General features: G+C 74.2%; 23 protein-coding genes and 1 pseudogene. 16 read left to right on the top strand and 8 right to left on the bottom strand.

Annotated features, from left to right (window positions below):
• The first annotated feature begins 47 nt into the window (after positions 1–47).
• From BS83_RS33050 to nadE, 4 genes are read left to right on the top strand one after another with little or no spacing between them, the layout of a single operon-like run.
• Positions 48–398 carry an ArsR/SmtB family transcription factor gene (locus tag BS83_RS33050; protein WP_037607101.1) on the top strand — a complete coding sequence of 117 codons (351 nt, stop codon included), beginning with the start codon at positions 48–50 and terminating at the stop codon, positions 396–398.
• Positions 395–577 (top strand): DUF6126 family protein, encoded by a 183-nt coding sequence (locus BS83_RS33045; protein WP_037607100.1) that lies wholly within the window; start codon positions 395–397, stop codon positions 575–577. The genes BS83_RS33050 and BS83_RS33045 overlap by 4 nt, the downstream gene beginning before the upstream one ends.
• Positions 578–596: 19 nt before the next feature.
• On the top strand, positions 597–1010 hold the full coding sequence (locus BS83_RS33040; protein ID WP_037607099.1) for an STAS domain-containing protein: 414 nt from the start codon (positions 597–599) through the stop codon (positions 1008–1010).
• A 23-nt stretch (positions 1011–1033) separates the two neighbouring features.
• A complete protein-coding gene (gene nadE / locus BS83_RS33035) occupies positions 1034–1876 on the top strand; it encodes an ammonia-dependent NAD(+) synthetase (RefSeq protein ID WP_037607098.1) in 843 nt (280 codons plus the stop codon).
• Between the two features lie 34 nt (positions 1877–1910).
• On the opposite strand, the gene BS83_RS33030 is transcribed toward nadE, so the two are convergent.
• The 3 genes from BS83_RS33030 to BS83_RS33020 are packed head-to-tail and all read right to left on the bottom strand — an operon-like array spanning position 1911 to position 4323.
• Positions 1911–2618 (bottom strand): ribonuclease H family protein, encoded by a 708-nt coding sequence (locus BS83_RS33030; RefSeq protein ID WP_037607097.1) that lies wholly within the window; start codon positions 2616–2618, stop codon positions 1911–1913.
• Positions 2619–2625: 7 nt separating this feature from the next.
• Positions 2626–3918 (bottom strand): RNA polymerase sigma factor, encoded by a 1293-nt coding sequence (locus BS83_RS33025; protein ID WP_051944470.1) that lies wholly within the window; start codon positions 3916–3918, stop codon positions 2626–2628.
• A 3-nt stretch (positions 3919–3921) separates the two neighbouring features.
• Positions 3922–4323, bottom strand: coding sequence for a YciI family protein (locus BS83_RS33020; protein ID WP_037607096.1), 402 nt, complete (start codon positions 4321–4323; stop codon positions 3922–3924).
• Positions 4324–4514: 191 nt separating this feature from the next.
• On the opposite strand from BS83_RS33020, the gene BS83_RS42465 reads away from it, so the two are divergent.
• The 4 genes and pseudogenes from BS83_RS42465 (at position 4515) to BS83_RS33000 (ending at position 11622) form a co-directional block, all read left to right on the top strand.
• On the top strand, positions 4515–7013 hold the full coding sequence (locus tag BS83_RS42465; RefSeq protein WP_051944469.1) for a DUF4132 domain-containing protein: 2499 nt from the start codon (positions 4515–4517) through the stop codon (positions 7011–7013).
• On the top strand, positions 7013–7405 hold the full coding sequence (locus BS83_RS33010) for a hypothetical protein (protein WP_037607095.1): 393 nt from the start codon (positions 7013–7015) through the stop codon (positions 7403–7405). The genes BS83_RS42465 and BS83_RS33010 overlap by 1 nt, the downstream gene beginning before the upstream one ends.
• Before the next feature lie 124 nt (positions 7406–7529).
• Positions 7530–10565, top strand: coding sequence for an aminotransferase (locus tag BS83_RS33005; RefSeq protein ID WP_232248572.1), 3036 nt, complete (start codon positions 7530–7532; stop codon positions 10563–10565).
• 174 nt (positions 10566–10739) lie between these two features.
• Positions 10740–11622 (top strand): annotated as a pseudogene (locus tag BS83_RS33000) (NAD(P)-dependent oxidoreductase).
• Between the two features lie 7 nt (positions 11623–11629).
• Here the strand turns inward: BS83_RS33000 and BS83_RS32995 are convergent.
• Complete coding sequence (locus tag BS83_RS32995; RefSeq protein ID WP_037607093.1) at positions 11630–12001, bottom strand: PPOX class F420-dependent oxidoreductase; 372 nt, start codon at positions 11999–12001, stop codon at positions 11630–11632.
• A gap of 110 nt (positions 12002–12111) precedes the next feature.
• On the opposite strand from BS83_RS32995, the gene BS83_RS42990 reads away from it, so the two are divergent.
• The 3 genes from BS83_RS42990 to BS83_RS32980 all read left to right on the top strand — a co-directional run bounded on the left by BS83_RS42990 (position 12112) and on the right by BS83_RS32980 (position 14569).
• Positions 12112–12660, top strand: a complete 549-nt coding sequence (locus BS83_RS42990; protein ID WP_037607092.1) for a COG4315 family predicted lipoprotein — start codon at positions 12112–12114, stop codon at positions 12658–12660.
• Between the two features lie 103 nt (positions 12661–12763).
• A complete protein-coding gene (locus tag BS83_RS32985; protein ID WP_157597424.1) occupies positions 12764–13165 on the top strand; it encodes a hypothetical protein in 402 nt (133 codons plus the stop codon).
• A gap of 177 nt (positions 13166–13342) precedes the next feature.
• Positions 13343–14569, top strand: a complete 1227-nt coding sequence (locus BS83_RS32980; RefSeq protein ID WP_084714513.1) for an agmatine deiminase family protein — start codon at positions 13343–13345, stop codon at positions 14567–14569.
• A gap of 96 nt (positions 14570–14665) precedes the next feature.
• Here the strand turns inward: BS83_RS32980 and BS83_RS32975 are convergent, their stop codons facing one another.
• Both BS83_RS32975 and BS83_RS32970 read right to left on the bottom strand, forming a co-directional pair.
• Positions 14666–15511, bottom strand: a complete 846-nt coding sequence (locus BS83_RS32975) for a lytic transglycosylase domain-containing protein (RefSeq protein WP_051944467.1) — start codon at positions 15509–15511, stop codon at positions 14666–14668.
• Positions 15512–16096: 585 nt separating this feature from the next.
• Positions 16097–16456 carry a DUF488 domain-containing protein gene (locus tag BS83_RS32970; protein ID WP_037607090.1) on the bottom strand — a complete coding sequence of 120 codons (360 nt, stop codon included), beginning with the start codon at positions 16454–16456 and terminating at the stop codon, positions 16097–16099.
• Between the two features lie 117 nt (positions 16457–16573).
• Here BS83_RS32970 and BS83_RS32965 point away from each other — a divergent pair, with 117 nt between their 5' ends.
• A complete protein-coding gene (locus BS83_RS32965; protein WP_037607089.1) occupies positions 16574–17329 on the top strand; it encodes a uracil-DNA glycosylase in 756 nt (251 codons plus the stop codon).
• A 61-nt stretch (positions 17330–17390) separates the two neighbouring features.
• On the opposite strand, the gene BS83_RS32960 is transcribed toward BS83_RS32965, so the two are convergent.
• The gene (locus BS83_RS32960; protein ID WP_198035359.1) at positions 17391–18521 is read right to left on the bottom strand and encodes a hypothetical protein; all 1131 of its coding nucleotides are present in this window, start codon (positions 18519–18521) and stop codon (positions 17391–17393) included.
• A gap of 581 nt (positions 18522–19102) precedes the next feature.
• A complete protein-coding gene (locus tag BS83_RS32955; RefSeq protein WP_157597423.1) occupies positions 19103–20122 on the bottom strand; it encodes a helix-turn-helix domain-containing protein in 1020 nt (339 codons plus the stop codon).
• A 299-nt stretch (positions 20123–20421) separates the two neighbouring features.
• Between BS83_RS32955 and BS83_RS32950 the strand changes: the two genes are divergently transcribed.
• From BS83_RS32950 to BS83_RS32935, 4 genes are read left to right on the top strand one after another with little or no spacing between them, the layout of a single operon-like run.
• Complete coding sequence (locus BS83_RS32950; protein WP_157597422.1) at positions 20422–21498, top strand: hypothetical protein; 1077 nt, start codon at positions 20422–20424, stop codon at positions 21496–21498.
• A gap of 4 nt (positions 21499–21502) precedes the next feature.
• On the top strand, positions 21503–22906 hold the full coding sequence (locus BS83_RS32945; protein ID WP_037607086.1) for a radical SAM/SPASM domain-containing protein: 1404 nt from the start codon (positions 21503–21505) through the stop codon (positions 22904–22906).
• On the top strand, positions 22903–23748 hold the full coding sequence (locus tag BS83_RS32940; protein ID WP_084714511.1) for a S8 family serine peptidase: 846 nt from the start codon (positions 22903–22905) through the stop codon (positions 23746–23748). The genes BS83_RS32945 and BS83_RS32940 overlap by 4 nt, the downstream gene beginning before the upstream one ends.
• Positions 23745–24353, top strand: a complete 609-nt coding sequence (locus BS83_RS32935) for a GAF domain-containing protein (RefSeq protein WP_051944466.1) — start codon at positions 23745–23747, stop codon at positions 24351–24353. Before BS83_RS32940 ends, BS83_RS32935 begins: the two co-directional genes overlap by 4 nt.
• Positions 24354–24379: the final 26 nt, after the last annotated feature.

Below are 24379 nucleotides of genomic sequence, written 5' to 3'. Positions count from 1 at the left end.
ACGCCGTCGGCGAGGACCGCCGTCGGTGCGAGACCAGGGAGAGAGCAGTGCCGGTTCCGCTGTACCAGGCCAAGGCCGAGTTCTTCAGGATGCTCGGCCACCCGGTGCGCATCCGGGTCCTCGAACTGCTGCAGGACGGGCCGATGCCGGTGCGGGACCTGCTGGCCGGGATCGAGGTCGAACGCTCCAACCTGTCCCAGCAGCTCGCCGTGCTGCGCCGCTCAGGGATCGTGGTCTCGGTCAGGGAGGCGGACACCGTGGTCTACTCGCTCGCGGGCGGCGACGTCGCCGAGCTGCTGCGGGCGGCCCGCCGCATCCTGACCGAGCTGCTCGCCGGTCAGCAGGACCTGCTCGCCGAGCTCCGCGAGGCCGACACCGCCGAGGCGGTGGCCCGATGAGCCTCGACGCCGACAGCCGCCCGGAGCGCGCGCCGGAGCCCGAGGACGACGGCAGCGAGGGCGGCGGCCGCCGGGCCAGCAAGGGCGTCTGGATCCGTGCGTTCATCTACGTCATCGGGTTCCATGTCTTCGCCGCGTTCATCATGCTGATGTTCTACGTCGGCGGTCACCGCCACTGACCACGGAAGGAGCCGCCCGATGACGATCCAGTGGCACCTCACCACCCGTCCGACCGCCGACGTCCTCCAGGTCGCCGGCTATCTCGGCGACGACGCCGTCACGCGCTTCACCGGCGCCGTCGGCTGGGCCGTCGCCCGCGGCGACGGCCCGCTGCTGCTCGACCTCACCCACCTCAAGGGCTGGTCCCCGGCCGGTCACGAGGCGCTGACCCTCGCCGCCCGGCACCTCGCGGAGCAGCAGCGTCCGCTGGAACTGGTCGCCCTGTCCCGCGCCGCCGCCGAGCTCGCGGCGGACTGCCAGGTCCCGCTCCACCCCGACCTCACCACCGCCCTGGCCGCCCACGGCCCGCGCCGGGACGCCGCCGCGCCCGGGCCCGCCGAAGGCCCGGTCTGGCACACCAGCGAATGGCCCGAGGACCCGCCGGAGCGCTGAGGCCCTCGCGGTAGGGTGATCGAATGGCGAACCTACGCGACCAGATCGTCGCCGAGCTCGGCGTCAAGCCGGCCATCGTGGCCGGGACCGAGATCCGGCAGCGGGTCGACTTCCTCAAGGACTACCTCCGCTCCACCCCGGCCAAGGGCTACGTGCTCGGGATCAGCGGCGGTCAGGACAGCACGCTGGCCGGCCGGCTGTGCCAGCTGGCCGTCGAGGAGCTGCGGGCGGAGGGGCACGAGGCGACCTTCGTCGCCGTGCGGCTGCCCTACGGCGTGCAGTCGGACGAGGACGACGCGCAGATCGCGCTGCGGTTCATCCGGCCCGACCGGTCGATCGCGGTGAACGTGCGGCCGAGCGCGGACGCGGTCGCCGCGGAGGCGGCCTCCGGGCTGCGCGAACTGCTGGGCGACGAGCCCAAGCTGCGGGACTTCGTCCGCGGGAACATCAAGGCCCGCGAGCGCATGGTGATCCAGTACGCCGTCGCCGGCCAGCTCGGCATGCTGGTGGTCGGCACCGACCACGCGGCCGAGGCGGTGACCGGCTTCTTCACCAAGTTCGGCGACGGCGGGGTGGACCTCACCCCGCTGACCGGCCTGACCAAGCGGCAGGGGGCGGCCCTGCTGCAGGAGCTGGGCGCGCCGCCGAGCGTCTGGAAGAAGGTGCCCACCGCCGACCTGGAGGACGACCGGCCCGCGCTGCCCGACGAGGAGGCGCTCGGCCTGACCTACGCCGAGCTCGACGACTACCTCGAGGGCGCCGAGGTCACGCCCGAGGTCGCGACGAAGGTCGAGTCGATCTTCCTCGCGACCCGGCACAAGCGCGTCGTCCCGGTCACCCCGCTGGACGACTGGTGGCGCGGCTGATCCAGCCGCCGCCCGGGCCGGGCGGCGAACCGGATCAGGAGAAGGACGCGGCGCACTCCGGGTGGCCCCAGCCGGAGCCGACCTTGGTGATCTTGTCGCCCTTGGCGTAGGAGCGCGAGCAGGCGCAGGTGCCCGGGTAGCGCGCGGCCAGCGTGCGGGCACTCCCGCCGCCCGCGGACTTCGCGGCCGTTCCCGAGGAGGCGCCGCCGGTCCGCGCGGGCCGGGAGATCTTGGCGCGCCCGGCCGGGGTGACCGGCTCGGGGACGGGCAGGTCCGCGCCGGTGCCCGAGGCGTCCCGCTGGTGCCGGGCGGCGTCGCTGGCGGCCTTGTCCGCGATGGCGTTGAGCGGGTCGCCGTCCACCTGGTGTGCAGGGACGTAGACGAAGGTGACCTCGCGGTCCGTCAGAAGCTCGTCGATGTGCTGGATCAGCTCCTGGTTGGCCACCGGCTTGCCGCCGGCCGTACGCCAGCCGTTGCGCTTCCAGTTGGCCAGCCACTTGGTGACGGCGTCGCGGGTGTAGGTGGAGTCGAGCCGCACCTCCAGGGGCGCGGCGGGATCGGTGTCCGTCAGCAGCTGCTCCAGGGCGGTCAGTTCACCGATGTTGTTGGTGCTGTGCCCGAGTGCGCCGGAGCGCCAGCGCTGCGGGGCGCCGGAGGAGTCGGCGACGACGTAGGCCCAGCCTGCGGGCCCTGGATTGCCTTTGGCGGCGCCGTCACAGGCGGCGATGATGCGGTCGACCATGCCTCGATCATCCCAGGTCCGCGCGCCCGTTCGGCACCGTCCCCGGGTCGCCGGGCTCCGACAGCCTGGCGGCGCGGATGGCGAGGTGGTGGCGTTCGGGCAGGCTGGCCGTCGCGCGGGAGGCCGCGCGGAAGAGTTCGGCCGCCTCGGCGCGCCGTCCGGCCAGCTCCAGCAGATGGGCGCGCACCACGGTGACCCGGTGGTGGTCCTTCAGCCGGGGGTCCGCCGCGACGGCGTCCAGCGCGCCGAGGCCGGCCTCGGGACCGTGGACCATCGCGGTGGCGACGACGCGGTTGAGCCCGACCACCGGGTTCGGCGAGATCCGTTCCAGCACCCCGTACAGGGCCAGGATCTGCGGCCAGTCCGTCAGGTCGGCGGTGGCGGCCTCGTCATGGACCGCGGCGATCGCCGCCTGCACCTGGTACGGGCCGACCGGGCCGCTCGGCAGGGCGGCGGTGACCAGCGCGACGCCCTCGGCGATCGCGGCGGCGTCCCAGCGGCCGCGGTCCTGCTCGGCCAGCGGGATCAGCTCGCCGCCGGGGCCGGTGCGGGCGGCGCTACGGGCGTGGGTGAGCAGCATCAGCGCCAGCAGCCCGGTGACCTCGCTGTCCCCGGGCAGCAGCGCGTGCACGGCGCGGGTCAGCCGGATCGCCTCACGGGTCAGTTCGACCCGTTGCAGGTCGTCGCCGACGCTCGTCGCGTAGCCCTCGTTGAAGATCAGGTAGAGCACGTGCAGCACCGCGTCCAGCCGCTCCGGCCAGCCCTCGCGGTCCGGCAGCGCGAACGGCACCCCGGAGGACTTGATGCGCTGCTTGGCCCGGCTGATCCGCTGGCCCATGGTCGCCTCCGGCACCATGAACGCGCTCGCGATCTCGGCGGTGGTCAGCCCGCCGACGCAGCGCAGCGCCAGGGCGAGCGCCGAGGGCGGCGAGAGCACCGGGTGGCAGCAGAGGAACAGCAGGGTGAGCGTGTCGTCCCGCCCGGCCGGGTCCTCGGCGTCCGCCGCGGGCGCGGTCCTCCGGTCGTCCGGCACCAGGTGGGCGACCCGGTCCTCCCTGCGCCGCCGGGACTGCTCACTGCGGACCTCCTCGGTCATCCGGCGCTGGGCGACCTGGATCAGCCAGCCGCGCGGATTCCCCGGCACCCCCTCCTGCGGCCACTGGACGGCGGCGGCCAGCAGGGCCTCCTGGACGGCGTCCTCCGCGGCCGCGAAGTCGCCGAACCTCCGCGTGAGCACGCCGACGACCTGCGGCGCGAGCTCACGCAGCAGGTCCTCGACGAGCGTTCCTCCGTCAGTCAGCGCTCACAGCTCCTCGGTCGGCGCGGACATGACCTGGCGCACCTCGATCGGCATGTTGATCGGCGCGCCGCCGGGGCCGGGGGCGGCGGACACGGCGGCGGCGATCTCCAGGGCGCGGTCGGCGTCCTCGCAGTCGACGATCCACCAGCCGGCCACCCACTCCTTGGTCTCGGGGAACGGCCCCTCGGTGACCACGGGCGCGCCGCCGCCGTGCGAGCGGACGATCTTCGCGGTGTCCGGCATCGCCAGCCCCTGGGCGTCGACCAGCTCGCCGGAGGCGGCGAGCTTGACGTTGGTGTCGCGCATGAAGCCGATGTGCGCGCGGATCTCCTCGGGAGTCCAGGTGTCGATCGTCGGGAAGTCCGCGGTCGCGGCGCTGAACTGCATCAGCAGCATGTACTTCATGTCCTGCTCCTCCGGCTCGGACGCCCCGGCCGGGGCGCTCTCACTGACAGGTAGAAGCACGCTCGGCGATTTCGACATCCGTGCGGAACTTTCTCCGAAGTTCTTTCCGGCGGGGTCCATCCTGCCGGAGCCCGGCGTGCACGGGGCGGGGTTCGCCGAGAGCTGTCAGTCGTGTCTGCCACCATCTCGCCATGATCGATGACGCGCTCGACCAGGCGGCGGACGCCGCACGCTCCCGTGTGCCGTGGCTGGTCGACTTCCTGGAGTCCCGGCGGCGCTCCCCGCGCCGACCGGGGGTGACCGGCCCGTTCCAGGAGGAGTACCGGCAGTGGCTGGCCGGGCGCGCCTCGGCCTGGGCCGAGGCCGGCGGCCGGTTGGCGGTCTCCCCTGAGCCCGAGCAGCGGGCCGCCGTCCTCTGCCTGCTGCTCGTCCACGGACTGGACCCGCTCGACATCGGCTGGGCCGGCCGCGAGGTCGACGCGCTCGCGCCCGAGCTGCGGGGCTGGAGCGCGGACGAGGTCGCGGTGATGCTGCGCCGTGCCTGCGGGCGGCAGGGGGCGAAGGGATGGCAGGGCGGCCTCTCCGCCGACGCCCTGCACCACGCGCTGGACGCCGCCGAACAGCTGGACGTCGAGGGCTGTCGCGCGGTCGAGCCGTGGCTGCGCCGGGCCCACGTGGAGCTGCTGGGCCCGGAGAGCGACGTGGAGGCGCGGGTCAGAGGGCGGCTGGCCGCCCGCCTGCGCGGCCTGCTCGCCAGGGTCGACCCCGGCGCGGTCCCCGAGGGGCTGGTCCCCGCGCACGCGCCCTGGGCCGCCGCGCTGCGGGAGCAGGCCGGCGCCGTGTCGGGCGCCGCCCTGGTCGCGCTGCTGACGCACGCGGCGAGCCTGACCGGCCCGCGCCCGACCCAGCGCTGGCGCAGGGCCTGCCCGGGGCTGGTGGACGCGGCCTCGGCGCGCGGCCCGGTCGCCGCGGTCCTGGCGGCGCTGGCCGAGGGCGAGCCGGTGTGCAGCCGCGAACACGGCTCGCACACCGAGTGGATGGGCGACGGGTACCACTACCACTACCTGGTGCACCAGAACGACAGGGACCTGGCGCGCGGCCTGGTCTGGGCCGCCGCGCTGACCGCCGACGCCGACACGGTGCCGCGGCTGGCCGCGCTCGCGCTGCGGGCGGGCGGTCGGCGGCAGGGCGTGGCGGAGGACCTCAAGCTCGCGGGCGCGGCCGTCAACGCGCTGGCGGAGGTGGAGGACCCGGCGGCGCTGGAGGCGCTGTGGCGGCTGCAGACCACGATCAAGGACCGGGCGCTGCGCAAGCAGCTCGACACCGCCCTGGTCACGGCGTCGGGCCGGCTCGGCATCACCCCGGCGCAGCTGGTCGAGCGCAGCGTGCCCGACCACGGCCTGGCCCCGGACGGCTCGCACGAGCGGCTGCTGGCCGGGCACCGGGTCCGCCTCGCGATCGAGGACGCCGCGACGGTGCGGCTGAGCTTCACCGCCCCCGACGGGAGGGTCTCCCGCACCGCCCCCGCCGCCGTCCGGCAGGAATGCCCGGACGAGCTCGCACAGCTCACCCGGCTGGCCAAGGAGGTGCGCGCGACGCTCACCGCCGCACGGGCCAGGATCGAGGCGCTGCTGTCGACGGACCGCTCCTGGCCCTACGAGGAGTGGTGCAGGCACTTCCGCGACCATCCCGTCGTCGGGGTGCCGACGCGCGCGCTGATCTGGGAGTTCCAGGACGAGGACGGCCCGTGGCGGGCGGTGGCGCCGGGCCGTGAGCCCGACGGCGTCCCCCGGCGGGTGCGGCTGTGGCACCCGATCCGGGTCCCGGCGGCGGAGGTCCTCGCCCGGCGCGAGGAGATCCTCGCCAGGGAGCTGCGGCAGCCGTTCAAGCAGGCGTTCAGGGAGGTCTACCTGCTCACCCCGGCGGAGGAGGAGACGGGCGCCTGGTCCAACAGGTTCGCCGCCCACATCGTGCACTACCAGCGGCTCTATGCCCTCTTCAAGGAGCGCGGCTGGCAGTCCAACTACCTCGGGCCCCACAGCGACGGCTACGACGGCCTGGCCAGGGCCGAGTTCGGCGACGGGCGGTGGCGCGCCGGTCTCCACCACGAACCCGTCGGCGAGGAGGGCGGCCACTCCTTCGACCACGCCACCACGGACCAGGTCCGCTTCGAGCGCCGCGACGGCCGCAGCTGGCGGCCGGTCCAGCTGGCCGAGGTGCCTGCGGAGGTGTTCAGCGAGGCCATGCGGGACATCGACCTCTTCGTCGCGGTCACCTCCGTCGCGGCCGACCCCGACTGGGCCGACCGGGGCGAGGACCGCTGGACGGACTACCGGCGCGCGACGGCCTTCGCGGATCTCAGCGCGAACGCGCAGATGCGTCGGGAGGCGCTGGAGCGGATCCTGCCCCGGCTGCGGATCGCGGACCGCTGCACGCTGGACGCCCGCCATCTGGTGGTCAGGGGCGAGCTCGCCGACTACCGGATCCATCTGGGCTCGGCCAACATCCTGATGGAGCCCGGCGGCCGGTACCTGTGCATCGTGCCCGCCCGACGCGCGGGGGAGGGCCGGGTGTTCCTGCCGTTCGAGGACGAGCGCCTCTCGTTGATCCTCAGCAAGGCCGCGCTGTTGGCCGCCGACACGAAGATCACCGACGCTTCCATCCTCGCGCAGATCCGGGCGGGAGCCTGATGGCCACCGTGACGTTCAGGGACGAGACGGCGACGGGCCGGGCGCTCGCCGCCTTCGATGTGGCCGGCGTGCCGGAGCGGATGACGCTCAGGGAGCTGATCAGGCTGCGGGTCCGCGAGGAGGTCGCCCGCCACAACGCCGGCCCGGGCGACCGCTTCCAGGGTCTGGTCCGCCCGGACGACGCCGAGGTGGAGCTGAACGGCTACCGCCTGCGCCGCCCCCGGCAGCTGGACTGGGAGCGGCAGGCCGAGGTCGCCGAACGGGCCTTCCTGCGCAACGGCTTCTTCGTGCTGGCCGGGGACCGGCAGGTGGAGGAGCTCGACGAGGTGGTGGAGATCGGCGACGGCGCCGGTCTGGTCTTCGTCAGGCTGGTGCCGCTGGCCGGAGGGTGACCGACTCCTCCTGCGCGCCCGAGCTCGAATCGATTGTCATGGCGATCGAATCGAGTGTGATGGTCCTTGGCTGCACACCATCGAGCTGTAGGGTGGGGTGCATCGCGCGCCAGGATGCGGTCCCGTGTCCGTCGCGCGTGTCCCGATCCGCGAGCAGCCAGGAAACGCCATGACCTCGCAGCAGCCGTCCACGCCGTCCACCGTCGACTTCTTCGCGCGTGAGTCCCTCCCCGCGCCCCGGGTCGGGGTCGCGGAGGCGGAGAAGATCGCCGACGCGCTCGGCGTCCCGGCGCGGGCGTTGCCCCTGGGCAGTCAGCAGGACGCCAACTTCCTGCTGCGCGACGGGAACGACGAGGATCTCGCGGTGCTCAAGGTGGCGAACCCCGCCTTCGGCGCGGCCGAGATCGAGGCCCAGGACGACGCCGCGGACCTGCTCGCGCAGGCCTGCCCGGACCTGCGGATCGCCACGGTGCTGCGGCGACCCGACGGCACCCGGCGGGCGGCCGTCGTCGAGACCGAGTCCGGTCCGGTCACCGCCCGGCTGCTGCGGCACCTCGCGGGCGGCACCCTCTCCGGATCGCGGCACCTGCCGCCCCGCACCGTCGCCGCCATGGGCGGCATCGCCGGAAGGGTCGGCCGCACCCTGCGCGACTTCCGGCACCCCGGCCTGGACCGGGTGCTGCAGTGGGACCTGCAGTACGCGGACCGGGTCGTGGCGCTGCTGCTGGAGCACATCGCGGAACCCGAGCGTCGGGCGGCCGTCGCGGCCGCGGCCGAGGACGCCTGGAGCCGGCTCGCCGCGGTGAGCGCGGAGCTTCCACGGCAGGCCGTCCACCTGGACCTGACCGACGACAATCTGGTCGCCGCGGTCGGCGCCGTGCCGCCGCTGCCGGACGGTGTGATCGACTTCGGTGATCTGACCACCAGTTGGGCCGTCTGCGAGCTGGCGATCCCGCTCTCCTCACTGCTGCACCACGCCGGACTGGAACCGCACCACGCGCTGCCCGCGATCCTGGCCTTCCACGCCGAACGCCCGCTCTCCCCGGCCGAGGCGCGGGCGCTGTGGCCGCTGGTCGTGCTGCGCGCCGCCACGCTGGTGGCCAGCGGCCGGCACCAGGCGGCGGTGGACGGCGACAACGCGTACGTCCGGGCCGCGCTGGACCGGGAGTGGCGGATCTTCGAGCAGGCCGTCTCCGTCCCGGTCGAGGTGATGACGAGGCTGATCCTCGACCGGCTCGGGCTGGCCGGGGCGCCGCAGCCGCCCGCGCCCACGGCCGTCGGACTGGTCGCGGGCCTGGAGCCGAGCGGGGTGGCCCTGCTCGACCTGGGCACCGACGCGGACGCGATGGACCGCGGGGCCTGGCTGCGGCCAGGTCTGGAGGACCGGCTCGCACGGGAGCGTCTGGACGACGGCGCGGAGCTCGTCGCGGCCCCCTACGGCGCCGTGCGGCTGAGCCGCTCCCGCGTGCTGTCGGCCCGGTCGCCCGCCACCGTCGCCACCGGGCTCTCGCTCTGGTTCGGGCGGGACGCCGTGCTGCTCTCCCCCTGGGACGGACGGGTGTCGCGCGCGGAGGCCGGGTGCGTCGAGGTCGACTGCGGCGAGCTGGTGCTGCGGCTGTCCTTCGACGGCGGGGAGGCACAGGTCGGGGCGGAGGTCGGCGTCCGGGCCGGTACCCGGGTCGGGGCGGGGGAGGCACTGGTCCGGCTGGGCGCGGGCGCGAGGGCGCAGGTGACGCTGCGGCGCGCGGGCGTCCTCGCCGAGGTGCCCGAGCTGGTCCGGCCGGAGACCGCCGCGGGCTGGCTGGCGCTGACCGCCGACCCGTCCGCGCTGCTCGGTCTGCCCTCCGCCGGTACCGGCGCGGAACCGGCCGGTCAGGCGAGCCTGCTCGCCCGTCGGCACGCCGCCTTCGCCGCCGTGCAGGGCCACTACTACGACGACCCGCCGCGGATCGAACGCGGCTGGCGTCACCACCTGGTCTCCGACCGTGGCCGCGCCTACCTCGACATCGTCAACAACGTCAGCGCGATCGGGCACGCCCACCCGGCCGTCGAGCGGGCCCTGACCCGGCAGTCGCGGCGGCTCAACACCAACTCGCGGTTCCACTACGCCTCCGTGGTCGAGTTCAGCGAGCGGCTCGCCGCGCTGCTGCCGGAGCCGCTGGACACGGTGTTCCTGGTCAACTCCGGCTCGGAGGCCGTCGATCTCGGCCTCCGCCTCGCCATCGGTGCGACCGGTCGGCACGACGTGGTCGCTCTGCGCGAGGCCTACCACGGCTGGACCTACGCCTCGGACGCTGTCTCCACCTCCCTCCAGGACAATCCCAACGCGCTGACCACTCGGCCGAGTTGGGTGCACACGGTGGACTCGCCCAACTCCTACCGGGGCCGTCACCGCGGCGCGGACGCCGCCCGGTACGCCCCCGAGGCGGTCCGGTTCGTCGACGAGCTGGCCGCGTCCGGGCGGGCGCCGGGAGCGTTCCTCGCCGAGACCTACTACGGCAACGCGGGCGGGGTCGCCCTGCCCGACGGCTACCTGGAACAGCTCTACGCCGCGGTCCGCCGGCACGGCGGCCTGGCGGTCGCGGACGAGGTCCAGGTCGGCTACGGGCGGCTGGGGCACTGGTTCTGGGGCTTCGAGCAGCAGGGGGTCGTCCCGGACATCGTCTGCGTCGCCAAGGCCATGGGCAACGGCCACCCGCTCGGCGCGGTGATCACCTCGGCGTCGGTCGCCGAGCGCTACCGCGACCAGGGCTACTTCTTCTCCTCCACCGGCGGCAGCCCCGTCTCCAGCGTCGTCGGCCTCACCGTCCTCGACGCGATCCGCGACGAGGACCTCCAGGGCAACGCGGTGCGCACCGGCGGGCGGCTGAAGGCCGGCCTGGAGGCGCTGGCCGCGCGGCACGCGCTGGTCGGAGCGGTCCACGGCTCCGGTCTCTACCTGGGCCTGGAGCTGGTCCGCGACCGGCTCACCCTGGAACCGGCCACCGAGGAGACGGCCGAGCTGTGCGACCGGATGCTCGAACTCGGCGTCGTGGTCCAGCCGACCGGCGACCACCTCAACATCCTCAAGATCAAGCCCCCGCTCTGCGTGGACGCGGACGCGGTCGACTTCTTCACCGCGATGCTGGACCGCGCCCTGACCGAACTGGCCGAGAGCTGACCCGCCGGCCGGGCCGGGCGCGGTCGGTCGGTGACGGCAGGGCGGGCGCGGCGGGGCGGGTGGCTCGCATGCCCCCCGTCACCGGCGTCGCATGCGCGTCGTCCACGCGAGGTGCGGGGCCGCCCGGCTGGACGCGGCACGGCCCTTGCCGCCGGTAGGGCTAGCGTGGAGGCCATGACTGAGCAGCTGAGCGTGACCGTGCTGGGGACCGGGATCATGGGCGCGGCGATGGCCAGGAACCTCGCGCGCGCCGGGCACGACACCCGGGCCTGGAACCGGACCGGAGCGAAGGCGGAGCCGCTGGCCGGGGACGGCGTGCGGGTCGCGGACAGTCCCGCCGAGGCCGTGGACGGAGCGGACGTCGTGCTCACCATGCTGCACGACGGGCCCGCCGTGCTGGAGGTGATGGGCGCCGCCGCGCCCGCGCTGCGGCCCGGCGCGGCCTGGGTGCAGTCGACGACCGTCGGCGTCGAGCTGGTCGGCGGGTTGGCCGCGCTCGCGCGGGAGCACCGGCTGGTCTTCTTCGACGCGCCGGTGCTCGGCACCCGGCAGCCCGCCGAGGCGGGACAGCTGCTGGTGCTCGCCGCCGGACCCGCCGCCTCCCGAGCCGCGGTCGGGCCGGTGTTCGACGCCGTCGGGGCCAGGACCCTGTGGGACCGGGGAGGACGGCGCGGACGGTAGCGCGACCAGGCTGAAGCTGGTCGCCAACAGCTGGGTGCTCGCGGCGACCAACGCGGTCGGCGAGACGCTGGCCCTGGCCAAGGGGCTCGGCGTGGACCCGAAGGACTTCTTCGACGCCGTCGGCGGCGGCCCGCTCGACATGGGTTATCTGCACGCCAAGGCCGCACTCGTGCTGGAGGACCGCCTCTCGCCCGCGGCCTTCGCGGTGAGCACCGCGGAGAAGGACGCCCGGCTGATCGTCGCGGCCGGCGAGCGGTACGGCGTCCGCCTCGACCTGGCCGCCGCCTGCGCCGAGCGCTTCGCCCGCGCCGCGGCCCAGGGACACGGCGCGGAGGACATGGCGGCCGCGTACTTCGCCAGCTTCGACGCCCCGTAGGGCTGAGCTACTCGATCCCGAAGCTGTTGACCCTCTCCGGGTGGATGCGGATGAACGCCTCGCCGAAGCCGGGTCCGAGGTGCCCGCCCCCGGTGGGGACCGCCTCGGCGCGGCCGCGGATCTCCAGCATCCGCGGGGTCCACGGGTGGGTGGTCACCAGGTCGTCGACCACGATCGCCGCCCAGCCGTTGGCCCGGACGTCGCGGTACTTCTTGGTGCCCGCCATGTGGTGACCGCCGACGTCGACGGTGCCGAGGTCGGCGTTGTAGCGGAACGAGGTGGGGACGACATGGGGCTTGTGGTCCGTGCCGGTGGTGGCCAGTCGGCCCAGTAGTTGACTTCCGAGATAGTCGATCTGCGCAGCGGTCAGCTCTGTCATGCCTCCAGTAGACCCCAGCGGTTCGTGAACCCGGGCCTGCCGACGCGCGTATCCCTGGTAGGACCCGGTCACCCAGGGTCGGGTCAGGGACCCAGGAAAGAAGTTCCTCCATGAACCGCGTCATCGCCATCTCAGCGGGTGCGGTAGCCGTCGCGGCGCTGGCCACCGCGTGCGGCAGCACCGGCAACAACGTCTCGAGCTCCTCGCAGCCGCCCGCCTCCAGTGCCCCCGCGGCCTCCGGCGCGGCCGTGCACACGGCGAGCTCGAAGTACGGAACGATCCTCGTCGACGGCAGCGGCCACACGCTGTACATGCTGACGGCCGACACCGGCGGGAAGTCGACCTGCTCCGGTACGTGCGCGGTGGTGTGGCCGCCGGAGCACACGTCCGGCATGCCGAGCAACAGCGGCGTGACCGCCTCGATGGTCGCCACCACGACGCGGGCCGACCACACCACTCAGGTGACCTACAACGGTCACCCGCTCTACACCTTCGTCAAGGACACCGCTCCCGGCGTCGTGAACGGCGAGGGCATCACGAACTTCGGCGGCACCTGGTACGTGGTGGGCGTCGACGGCAACGCGATCATGGCGGCCCCCGCGGCGCCGTCCTCGCCGTCGCCCTCGCCCAGCACCTCGGGAGGCGGGTACGGCTACTGACGCGCGCCGGTCGCGAATCGGCGTGCGGGCGGTCGGGGTCACGGCGGCGGGACTCGCGGTCCTGGCCGCGGGGTGCGGGTGCGGGTCGGGGCGTCCCGCGGCCGTGCCGCCGAGCCCCGGCCGTGGCGCGGCGGCGGCCCGCTACCTGGCGATCGCGAGCGAGGGGAACCGGCATCTCGAGGCGGACTTCGACAGGCTCGACGGCCGGGACCGCGCCCGGCTCGACGCCGCGCGGGCGGACCTGCGCGACGCGGCCGCCACCGAGCGCCTCTTCGACCGGCGGCTCGCGGCGCTGGCCCTGCCCCCGGAGACGCGCACGCTCGCCGCACGCCTGGTGGCGGCGAACGAGGCCCGCGCGGACCTCACCGCCACCGCCGCCGGCGTCCCCACGCTGGCGGGGCTGCGCGCCGACGAGCGGCGGCTGACCGCGGCGAACGCTCCGGTCGAGACGCAGGTCAGGGCCATCCGCGGCAGCCTCGGTCTGCCGCCCCCCGAGACGGGCTGAGTATCCGTCAGCTTCCTTTTACTGCACGACCGGGACGGCGGACGTCCGATGCGCGCCCGCCCTGGCGGTCCGGCGCAGGCGTCGATCCCTGCGCCAAGTATTGACCGAGCGCATGGCCAGTTATAGCTTCTCTCCGCGACGGCGCACCCGCGCCGCTCCGGCCAAGGGAGGCCACCGATGGACCGACACGATCGAGTCGGGGAACCGCACGACCCCCTGAGCACCCCTCGAAGCAGCACCCCCGAGCCGCGCCGGATGGACCGGCGCGGCTTCCTCGCCGCCGCCGGGATCACCGCCGCCGGTGCGGCCTGGGCCGCGACCGGACTCGCCGGGACCGCCCGTGCCGCCACGGCCCCGCGGGGGCTCCGGGCCGCGGCGGGCGCCGCCACGGGTTCCTTCGTCGTGCCGCTGGACAGCGTGCCGCACACCCGCACCTGGATGGCCTGGCCCGACAGCACCGCGATCTACCGCAACAAGCTGGCCGGCCTGCAGGCGAACATCGCCCTGATCGCGAACACCGTCGCCAGGTACGAGCCGGTCTTCCTGCTGGCCAACTCGGCGAGCGTGGCCGCGGCCCAGCGCGCCTGCACCAACCCCAACGTCACCGTCATCGGCACGATCCCGGTCGACGACTGCTGGATGCGCGACTCCGGGCCGGTCTTCCGCACCAACGGCGCGGGCGGGCTCGATGCGGTCGGCCTCAACTTCAACGGCTGGGGCAACAAGCAGACCCACGCCAAGGACGCCCTGGTCGCGCAGCGCGTCGCGGCCTATCTGGGCGTCCCCTTCACGGCGGCGGGCGTGGTCAGCGAGGGCGGTGCGATCGAGGCGGACGGCGCGGGAACGCTGATGGCCACCCGGAGCAGCATCGTCAACTCCAACCGCAATCCGGGGAAGACCCGGGCGCAGATCGAGCAGGCGATGTGCACCGCCTTCGGCGCCTCCAAGGTGATCTGGTTCACCGGTATCAGCGGCCAGGACATCACGGACGACCACGTGGACGCGACCTCGCGCTTCCTCTCGCCCGGCGGCGGCCTCGTGCAGACTCCCAACCCGGCCGATCCCTCGGACATCTGGTCCAAGGACGAGCAGCAGCAGTACCAGACCCTGTCCACCTCGACGGACGCCCAGGGCGCCGCGATCGCGGTCACCAAGCTCCAGTCGCCCGACTACAACCTGATCCGCGCGACCAGCGTCGACTTCGTGGACTCCTACGCCAACTACTACGTGTGCAACGGCGCGGTGATCTCGGCGCAGTTCGGCGACTCGACCGCCGACGCCAATGCGAAGGCGGTCCTGCAGCGCGCCTTCCCCGGCCGCGCCGTGGTCCAGCTCAACATCGACAACCTCGGCAACCAGGGCGGCGGCATCCACTGCGTGACCCAGCCCCAGCCCGCGCCCTGACGCGAGGTCGGATGTGACGGAACGCCACATGCCCGCCGGTACCGAGAGTTCGGTACCGGCGGGCTGCGGCGTGACGGCGGTGCGGTGACCGGGCTATCAGTAACCGTTGCTGCCGTAGGCGATGTTCTCGAAGGCGCCGTAGGTGGCGTTCGCGTAGCGGACCGCGGCGACGATGTTGTCGACCGGGTTCCAGATGTCGGTGTGACCCGGCAGCGCGTAGGTCGCGAAGGTCGAGTCGATGGTCTGCATCAGACCCTTGGACGGGGTGCCGGCGGCGGCGTTGGAGTCCCAGTTGTTGATGGCGTTCGGGTTGCCGGAGGACTCGGTCATGGCGCGCGCGCTGATCGCGGCGGCCGGCGGCACGTGGTCGCCGTCGGCGGCCAGAATGGCCTGGGCCTGGGCGATCCAGCCGCTCAGGTCGTTGGAGTAGACCGGCGTCGCGGCGGCCTTCGCGGCAGCGGCGGCAGCCTGGGCCTTGGCCTGGGCGGCGGCAGCGGCCTGGGCCTTGGCGGCGGCAGCGGCCTTGGCCTGCGCGGCGGCCTGCGCCTGCGCCTTCGCCTTGGCGGCGGCAGCAGCCTTGGCCTTGGCGGCGGCAGCGGCCTGCGCCTGGGCCTTCGCCTTGGCGGCGGCAGCGGCCTTGGCCTTGGCGGCGGCATCGGCCTTGGCCTTGGCGTCAGCGGCGGCCTTGGCGTTCAGGGCGGCGCGCTGCTCGGAGCGGTTGGCGGCGTCGGTGGCCGCGCGGGCGGCGGCCTGGGTGCTGGCCACGGCGGAAGCCTGGGTCGCCGAGTGCGAGTCGTTGCCGGTCAGGGCCACGGCGGTGCCGGTCGCGGCGCCGCTCACGAGGAGGGCGGCACCGACGCCGGCGGCGATGCGCTTGTTGAGGCGCACGGCGGCAAGACGCTTGTTGGTGCTGGCAAGGGACGTACGAATGCGGTTGCGCATGACACTCCAATGTCGACGGAACTGCCCCTGGGCCGAGGGCGCACGGATCCAGGCGCACGCCACTGGGGCGTCGCTGCGAAGGAAGTCGCGCGCTCGGCGGCTCGGGACTCGCCCGACCGAGCAGGGGAGCGTTTCTTCGGTGAATCGGTCGACGCGATGCGCGTCGATCACCGGGCTCCCGGCAGGCTCTCTGTCCGCCTGCCTCGTGAACCGTCACACGGTCGCCAGCCGAGGAGCAAGCGTTACCCCGGGTAAAGTGCGGCACACCACAAAAGGGCCGTGACCTGGGTCTCAATAGCTTCGCGCGGGATATGGAAGGCCCCCGGGAGGGCGTTCGGCGAAGCTCGTCCACGAACGAGAAGCGTCCGCTTTGGGCGGGACTATCCGGAACATGATCATCCGGATCTGGAGAACTGTCCGTGATGTCCCAAATGCCCATCCGGACAAGGGTGTGACCGGGGCCACTCGTCACCTGGAGGGGAAATCGCCGGGCCCGGATGCGGCACGGGCGGACGATTTGCCATCTTGCGGCAAAAGCGGTTAATAACCGGGAATGTCCGATATAAGAATGGGGCTCTGCGGCGTCTATACGGCGTCGGCGAGCCATTCGGCGAGTACGGCTGCCTGGCTGTGTTCCAGGTCCTTGGTGGCCGTGAGAAGGGTGAGCCGGCGGTGGGCGGCCAGCTCGCTCAGGTGCTCCGCGGCTTCGCGACGGCCGGGGTCGTCCAGCTCCGCGAGATAGCGGCGGCGGAACTCGGAGAACCGCTCGGGCTCGTGCCCGTACCAGCGGCGCAGTTCGGTGGAGGGGGCGACCTCGCGCAGCCACTCGTCCAGGTGCGCGTCCTCCTTGCGCATGCCGCGCGGCCAGATCCGGTCGACCAGGACGCGCGTCCCGTCCTTGGGGGAGGGGTCCTCGTAGACTCGGCGGCAGGTGACCTTCGGCACCGTGACCGCCTCCTTCCGGCAGCGTCCGTGGACCCTCCCAGCCTATCGAGGGGGGTCATCACGGGGCGCGGCACAGGGAGAGTCGGCGCAGGCGGGGGCGCAGGGAGAGGAGCGGGCATGGCGGACGAAGAGACCGCCCCTGGCTTCCCGCTCAGGCGCGCCGCCCACGCCCGCGACCTGCTGGAGCTCGACTCCGCGCTGGTCGCCTGCCGGGCCTGCCCGCGGCTGGTGGCCTGGCGGGAGGAGGTCGGCCGGGTCAGGCGGCGGGCCTACCGGGAGTGGGAGTACTGGGCCCGGCCGGTGCCCGGCTTCGGCCCCGCGGACGCCTCGCTCGCGATCGTCGGCCTCGCCCCGGCCGCGCACGGGGGGAACCGCACCGGCCGCGCCTTCACCGGGGACCCGTCCGGCGACGTGCTCTACGCCGCGCTGCACGCCCTCGGGCTGGCCTCGCGGCCCTCGGCCGTGCGCCGTGACGACGGACTGGAGCTGTACGGGGTGCGCATCAGCATGCCGGTGCACTGCGCGCCGCCCGACAACACGCCGACCGTGACCGAGCGCGACACCTGCCGTCCCTGGCTGGCCAGGGAGCTGGAACTGCTGCGGCCCACCCTGCGGGCGGTGGTGGTGCTCGGCGGCTTCGGCTGGCAGGCCCTGCTGCCCGTGCTCGCGCACGCGGGACTGCGGCTGCCGCGCCCCCGCCCCCGCTTCGGTCACGGCGCCGAGGTCCTGCTCCCGGACCTGGCGGGCGGTCGCGGCCTGCACCTGGTCGGCTGCTACCACCCCAGCCGGCGCAACGTCTCCACCGGCATCCTCACCCCCGCCATGCTCGGCGAGGTCCTCGCCCGCGCGGCCGGGCTTGCGGGCCTGCGGTGAACGTGGCCGCGGCCCGTGGACCCCTCGGGAAGGTCCACGGGCCGCGGCGCACTGTGGGTGATCAGTGAAGGATCGCGTGGGTGATGGCGCAGGAGTTGGTGTCGTTGGACCAGCTCGCCTGCTCGGCGAAGGTGCCGAAGGTGCCGAAGGAGACGTTGGCCGCGCCGCCGGTGGTGCCCGGGGCCAGCCAGGCGCACTCGTCGGAGTTCTCCTGGCCGCTGTAGGAGGAGCTGGTGTGGTTGGTCCAGCCGCCCGCCGGGTTCTGGTCGGACATCATCTCGTGCCACTCGTGGCCGAGGGTCATGGTGTAACCGTCGAGCGTGCCGTTGGAGTTGACGAAGTTCACGCCGCAGGAGGCGCCGAGGTCCATGTTGTACGGCTGGTTGCTGAACGCGATGTCGCCGTAGGGGGAGGTGACGGCGCCGCCGGTCAGGGTGGTGTCGCCGTTCCAGTCGTGCCAGGCGCAGTAGCCGGTGGTCGGGTTCTGGTAGTCGTCCGGGTTCACGCCGTGGGGCGAGAGGATGACGTAGTAGGCGTCGCGGTTGGCCGCGGCGGTGGTGTTGCCGAAGTGGCTCGCGGCGTTGACCGCCTCCTGGCCGAGCTGGTGGCCGGTGGCCTTCGCAGGCGAGGCGGCCGCGTTGTCGTACCAGACGCCGGCCAGCACGCCGCCGGTCTGGTACGGGATGAAGTTGGCGTTCGCCGGGCAGCTGGTCGCGCCCTTGGCCACGTTCGGGCCGTCGCACCACTGGGTCAGGTCGGCCGACCAGGTCTCGCCGTTGGTGCCGATGCCCTTGAACATCTGCTGCGCGGCGCTCGCCGCGCCGTCCGCGTCGCCGCTGAACTTCGCGTTGCCGTTGGCGTCCGTGGTCTGGGTGCCCCACTGCGTGCCGTAGAAGACCAGGTAGACCTTGGAGTGTCCGCTCTGGACGCCGATGCCGTCGACGCCGCCGCCGTAGGACAGGGTCTTGGGGTTGGTGCGGGACTTCGTCGCGGTGTGGGCCTGGGCGCTCTGCCCGCGGGTCGGGAAGACGCCGTGGCGGTGCGCCTGCGACGCGGCCGGGGCGGCCGAAGCCGCGGCGTGCTGCGAGGTGGCGGCGAGGGCGGCCGAGGACCCGGCTATCGCCAGGGTGATGCCGGCGGCGAGGGCGACGCCGGTGCGGACGGAGCGGCGGGCGGTGGACGGGTTGATCACGTGGTTCTCCTTGATGAAGGCAGTACCTCGGCGAACGGGTGTCGCCCGGATCGGTGGACCGCGGGCGGCGGACCAGGCGTGCGGCCGCCGCGCAGAGGGGGTGACCCGGCGGCGGATCGTGCAGGCGGAGCGGGGCGGTTCCAGTGGCCACCCTTTGTCGGGGTGGCAGCTGGGCGTGAACGCTAGCGAGTGGTCGGGGCCGCGACAAGAGGTTGCGGAAGATGATCCTCACTTTTGACGGACTCCTGGTGAACGCGAGGCAACGCCCGGCCCGGAGGCAGGCGGTGACGCCCAGTTCGCCGGGAGGCCGTGACAACTGTCCCGACCTGCGGTGTTGTCTGACGGATCGGCAGGGTGACGCGCGTTGCGCAGGTGGGGGCCCGGACGGCGGCGCGACGGCGCGGAGCACCGTCCGGTCCGAGGCGGGCGTTCCCGGGACGGACCGGGGCGCAGCGGACGGACCTGGTCGGACCGTGGCGGACCGTGGCGGGGCGGGGCGGGGCGGGGCGGAGTGGGGTGAGCCGGGCCGGACGGGCGCGGCTCGGGGCAGCAGGGGCGGTTCGCGGTGGGGGCGGTTCGGGTCAGGGCGCGGGGGTGCGGGGGAGGAGCCCGGCGCGTTCGGCCAGGACGCCGCCCTGGAAGCGGCTGTCCGCGCCGAGGCCGTCGAGGATCTCGGCGACGTGCCGACGGCAGGTGCGCAGTGACACGCCGAGTCTTCGGGCGATCATCTCGTCCTTGACGCCCTCGGCCAGGAGTCGCACCAGCGCGCGGCGCAGGCCGGAGTTGAGCAGCTCGCCGGCGGCGACCTCGCGTGCCGCGCCGTGCGGGGCCGCGGTGGCCCAGAGCCGGTCGAGGACCTGGCTGAGGTAGCCGACCAGTCCCCGGCCGCGGATCAGCAGCGCGCCCTCCTCGCCGCCGTCGGGGCGCGGCACCAGGGCTGCCGATCGGTCGAACACCGTGGTCCAGCCCGGCAGTTCGGGTGTGGTGCGGAACTCCGCGCCCGCCGCCACCAGCGTCCTGATCCGCTCCTGCGCGCCGGGGCCCGCTGCCGGACGGCCGAGCAGGCGCAGCCGCACGCCCCGGCGCAGCATCGCGAGATCGCGGCCCAGCTCGTCCGGGTCGGCGCCGGTCGGATCCGGGTCCGCCGACCTGACGACCAGCACCTCCTCACGGCAGCGCGCCGCCTCCTGTGCCAGCACGCCCGCGGTGGCGGCGGCGTCAGGGAGGAGCAGGCAGGCCTCCTGTTCCGCCGGGGGCCGGTGCGCGGCCAGGTACTGCGGCATCAGCGAGCCGAGCTCGTCCCTGATCGACTGGATCTGCGCGCCGGTCCGGGCGATGCCCGCCTGCAGCGGCGCGATCACGGTGGCCGCGGCGATCTCCGGGCTCATCGGCACCAGGACCCCGGGGCGACCGGCGACCGGGCGCAGCAGCCGGAGTCGGACCAGCACGTCGCAGGCCCGCTCGAACCTGGCGTCCGCCTCGGCGGAGCCCGAACCCTCCGCGGTCCGGTCCACGTACCCCTGCATGACCGCGCGGCCGAAAAGGTGGACCGCCGCCTCGTCGAGCAGCGGAGTCAGGTCGGGCTGCACTTGGTCCGCCACGTGGCACCCCCGGAAGCAAGGACGGGAACGAACGGCTTTGCACCTTGTGGACATGCACGTTGCTGCCAGGACCCGATCCTGGACAGCCACCTGTTCACGGCGGTGAACTGAGCCCACCGCGAGCCGGACTCCACCGGCTCTGACCAGCCCGCCCGGACCGGCTGCCTTCGAGCGGTCCTGCTGTGCCGAGCCCCGTCCCACTCCGCCCCACCGTGGCCAGAACATGCCACAGCGGAGCCCGTTGCGCCAGAGTGACCAACCCACCACCGTCGGTTTCTGGACACCTTGGAGTGCTGAGCTTGCCGAACGCCCGCCTGGCCGGCGCCGTGGCCGGACGCGCCGCCGCGCCCCCGAGCGCGCCCACGGCCGCGTCCTCGACCGCGCCGGACATCCAACTCCGTGCCGCTGTCGCCTCGTTGCTCGACCGCGGGCTCCGGCTCGCGGCCGGTGACCTGTTGGTGGTCGTCTTCACCGCCGACCTGAAGGAGGCCGCCGTCCGCCTCACCGCGACGGCGCGGCGCTCCGGAGCGCTGGTGCGCCTCGTCGCCCTGCCGCCCGGGGAGGCCCCCGCGCCGGGACGGCGGGTCCGCTCCGCGCTGCGGGAGCTCGCGGCGGAGCCGGAGACCGGATCCGGCGCCGGGCGCCGGCTGGTCCTTCTGCTCGGCGGAGCGCCGGTCGACCTCGCGGCTCTGGGCCTGCCGCCGCAGCTGATCGCCGCGCAGCTCCCGGCGGACGAGGACCGCCCCGGCGGCCCGTTGCCCGGCTGGGAGGATCCGGACGCGCGCGCCGAACGGCTGGCGGTGCTGTGCGCGGCGACCTCGGCGGCGGGCCGCCTGCGGGTGCTGACCGGCGACGGCCGCGCGCTGCAGCTGGCCCGGCGGGACGACCGCCCGGCGGTCGTCGACCCCGGCCCGCCGGTGGCCGGTGAGCTGCTGACCCTTCCGGCCGGAGCGGTGCGCATCGAGGTGGACGAGGCCGAGGGCCTGTTCGTCGCCGAGGGAACGCTGCAGGTCAACCGCCCGGTACGGCTCGGCGGACCGCTGCGCGGCCGCCCGGTGCGCCTGGAGCTGACCGGGGGCAGGGTGACCCGCCTCGACTGCCCCGACCCGCACACCGAGGGCTTTCTCAGGCGGGCGGTGGAGGTCCACGGCGTGGACCGACTGCGGCAGGCGTGGTGCCGGCCGCTCGCCGCGGGGCGGCCCGAGGTGGGGCTGTGCCTGACGGCCGACGAGGCCCGCCGCGGGCCGGCCGGCTCGGCGGACCTGCGGATCGTGCTGGCCGCCCGGGCCGACTGGACGGCGGTTCCGCCGGTGCCCGCGCGGCCCGCGAGACGCACGAGAACAGGCGAGGCGACGAGCGAAGCCGAGAGGAACTGACGCCATGACCCTCTCTCCCGCCCCGGCCGCCGGGGACCTGGTCCGCAGCCGCTACCTGCTGCTCGGCGAGCACCCCTACCGGGACGTCGGCGGCGGGGAGGTGTGGTTCGGCTACGCCACCCGCAGCGCCTCGCTGGTACGGCTGGACCCGCGTTCCGCCGCGGCCCTGCGCTCGGGCGACCTGGCCGGGCTGGACCGGGCCGAGCTCGCCAGACTGGCCGGACTCCGTGCGGTCGTGGACCGGACCGAGGACGAACTCGGCTCCGTCACCGGCGGACTGCGCACCACCTCCGACGACCGGCGCGCCCGCTCGGTCACCGTCATGCCGACCTCCTACTGCAACATGGCCTGCAGCTACTGCGGCCAGGAGCACTTCAAGGCGGCCCACGACCAGGTCCGCGCCGACCGCACCGCGCGCCGGGTCGAGGCGCTCTTCGAGGACCCGGGGACCAGCCGGGTCACCGTGACCTGGTTCGGCGGCGAGCCGCTGCTGGCCCTGCGCGTGATCAGGGAGATGAGCGCCCGTTTCACCGCCGCCGCGGCGCGGACCGGAAAGCCCTACGGCGCCAGGATGGCCACCAACGGCAGCCTGCTGACCGTGCGGACGCTGGAGGAGCTGCACCGCGAGTGGGCGCTGAACGCGGTCGAGCTCACGCTGGACGGGCCGCAGCGGACGCACGACCGGAGACGGCTCAGACGCAACGGCGCCGGCAGTTTCGACCGCACCGTCGCGGTACTCGCCGAGGTACTGCGCGGGGGACGGGCGCCGGGGCTCCGGCTCGGGATCAGGGTCAACATCGACCAGGACAACGAGGACCAGGTCACGGATCTGATGAACGACCTGGCCGCGCTCGGCCTGAACCACCCGCAGGTGACCCTGCACCTGACCCCGGTCCACTCCTGGGGGAACGACGTCTCCGCCGTCGAGGTCGCCGCCCGCGACTACGCCGCGCGGGAGGCGGAGTGGCTGCGTCTGGCCGAGGCGCTCGGACTCGGCTTCGCGCCGCTGCCGACCAGCCCGGTCGCGACGACCTGCGTCGCCACCACCCGCTCCGGGGAGATCATCGACCCGCAGGGCCGGATCTACTCCTGCTCGGAGCACCCGCTGGTCCCCGGAGCCAGGGACAGCGGCGTGGTGGCCAGGGTCGAGGAGCTCAGCGCCTCGGCGGTGCGGCCCGCGGGCGCGTTCGACGACTGGTACGAGCAGGTGGGCGCGGGCGACGCGCAGTGTTCCCGCTGCCCGATCCTGCCCGTCTGCGGCGGCTCCTGCCCCAAGCTCTGGCGGGAGGGCCATCTGCCGTGCCCCAGCGTCAGGTTCAACTGGGCGGCGCGGATGGACCTGGCCGCGCGACGGCTCGGCTGCACGCCCGTCGAGGCCGCGGCGGGCACCCCGGTGGTGCGGGGATGAGCGGGGCGGTGGACAGCGCGCCGCGTCGCACCATCAGGTTCGCGCACACCTCGGCGGGCCGGACCTGCGACCCGGCGGCCATCGCCGCGCCGGACCCGGTGGACCGCGACTGGGCCTGGGGACCGGCCACCGGCCGGGGTGTGCGGGTCTGCATCGTCGACAGCGGGGTCGACCCGACCAGCCCGCAGGTCGGGGACGAGGTACGGCTCTTCGCCGCCACCCTGACCGCCGAGGAGCGGTGGGTCGTCGCCGGGGACGAGCTGGGGGACGTGGCCGGACACGGCACCGCCTGTGCCGGCATCGTCCGCGGCCTGGCCCCGGACTGCGAGCTCACCAGCGTCCGGGTGCTCGGCGGTACCCTGCGCGGCAACGGCGAGGCCCTGCTCAGCGCGCTGGAGTGGGCGGTCACCGAGCGGTTCGCGCTGGTCAACGTCAGCCTGTCGACCCGGCGCGAGCTGTTCAAGGAGCGTCTGCACGACCTCGCCGACCAGGCCTACTACGCCGGCGTCACCCTGGTCTCCGCCGCCCACAACAGCCCGGTGGACAGCTACCCGTGGCGGTTCCCCTCGGTGATCTCGGTCGGCGCGCACGCGGTGTCCGACCCGGTCCACGTGGAGTCCAACCCGGCCCCGCCGGTGGACTTCTTCGCCCACGGCGTCGACGTCCCCGTCCCCTGGGTCGGCGGCGTCAGCCGGCGGGTCTCCGGCAACAGCTTCGCCGCCCCGCACATCACCGGCCTGTGCGCCCGCATCCTGGAGCGTCATCCGGGCTTCCGCACGCCGCAGTTGCGTCACGTCCTGACCGCGACCGCCGACAACATCGGACCGAGGGGGCCGCGATGAGCCGCGCCGAGCTCGACGAGATCCTGCGCTCGACCGTCCGGCTGGCCAGGCTCAGCTTCGCCGCGGCCGCCGCCTCCGTCTTCGTCCGCGACGTCGAGCACGGGACGCTGGTCTTCGAGGCCTCCTCGGGGGTCGGCGAGGACCGGCTGGTCGGGGTGACCATTCCGGGGGACCACGGGATCGCCGGGTGGGTGGCCAACACCGGGGAACCGATGATCGTCAAGGGCGTGGCGGAGGACTCCCGCTTCGACCGCGGCTTCGCGGAGAGCACCGGACTGGTCCCGGACGTGATCATGGCCGTGCCGATGGAGCACGCGGGCGAGATCCTCGGCGTCCTGGAGGTGCTCGACCCCACCGTCGTGGGCATCGGCGACCTCGACGCGATGGACCTGCTGACCGAACTGGCCAACCAGAGCGCGTCCGTGCTCGCGCTCTCGCTCGCCTCACGGGGGAGCGGCACGGGCGGCGCCGGGCCGTCCTCCGCTGCCGGGGAGGCGGCGCTGGGCCGGATCGCCGCGGCCGCCGCCGCGGCCGCAGGACCGCGCGCCGACCAGGTGACGGCGCTGCTGTCGGCCGTCGCCGACCTGCTCGACGCGGAGCGCTGACGCCCCACCGACCGAGGAGGTGAGCC

Source organism: Streptacidiphilus rugosus AM-16 (assembly GCF_000744655.1).
Classification (GTDB): Bacteria; Actinomycetota; Actinomycetes; order Streptomycetales; family Streptomycetaceae; genus Streptacidiphilus; species Streptacidiphilus rugosus.
Note: the sequence above shows the minus strand (reverse complement) of the source record. Positions and strands in the feature narration are given on the sequence as shown.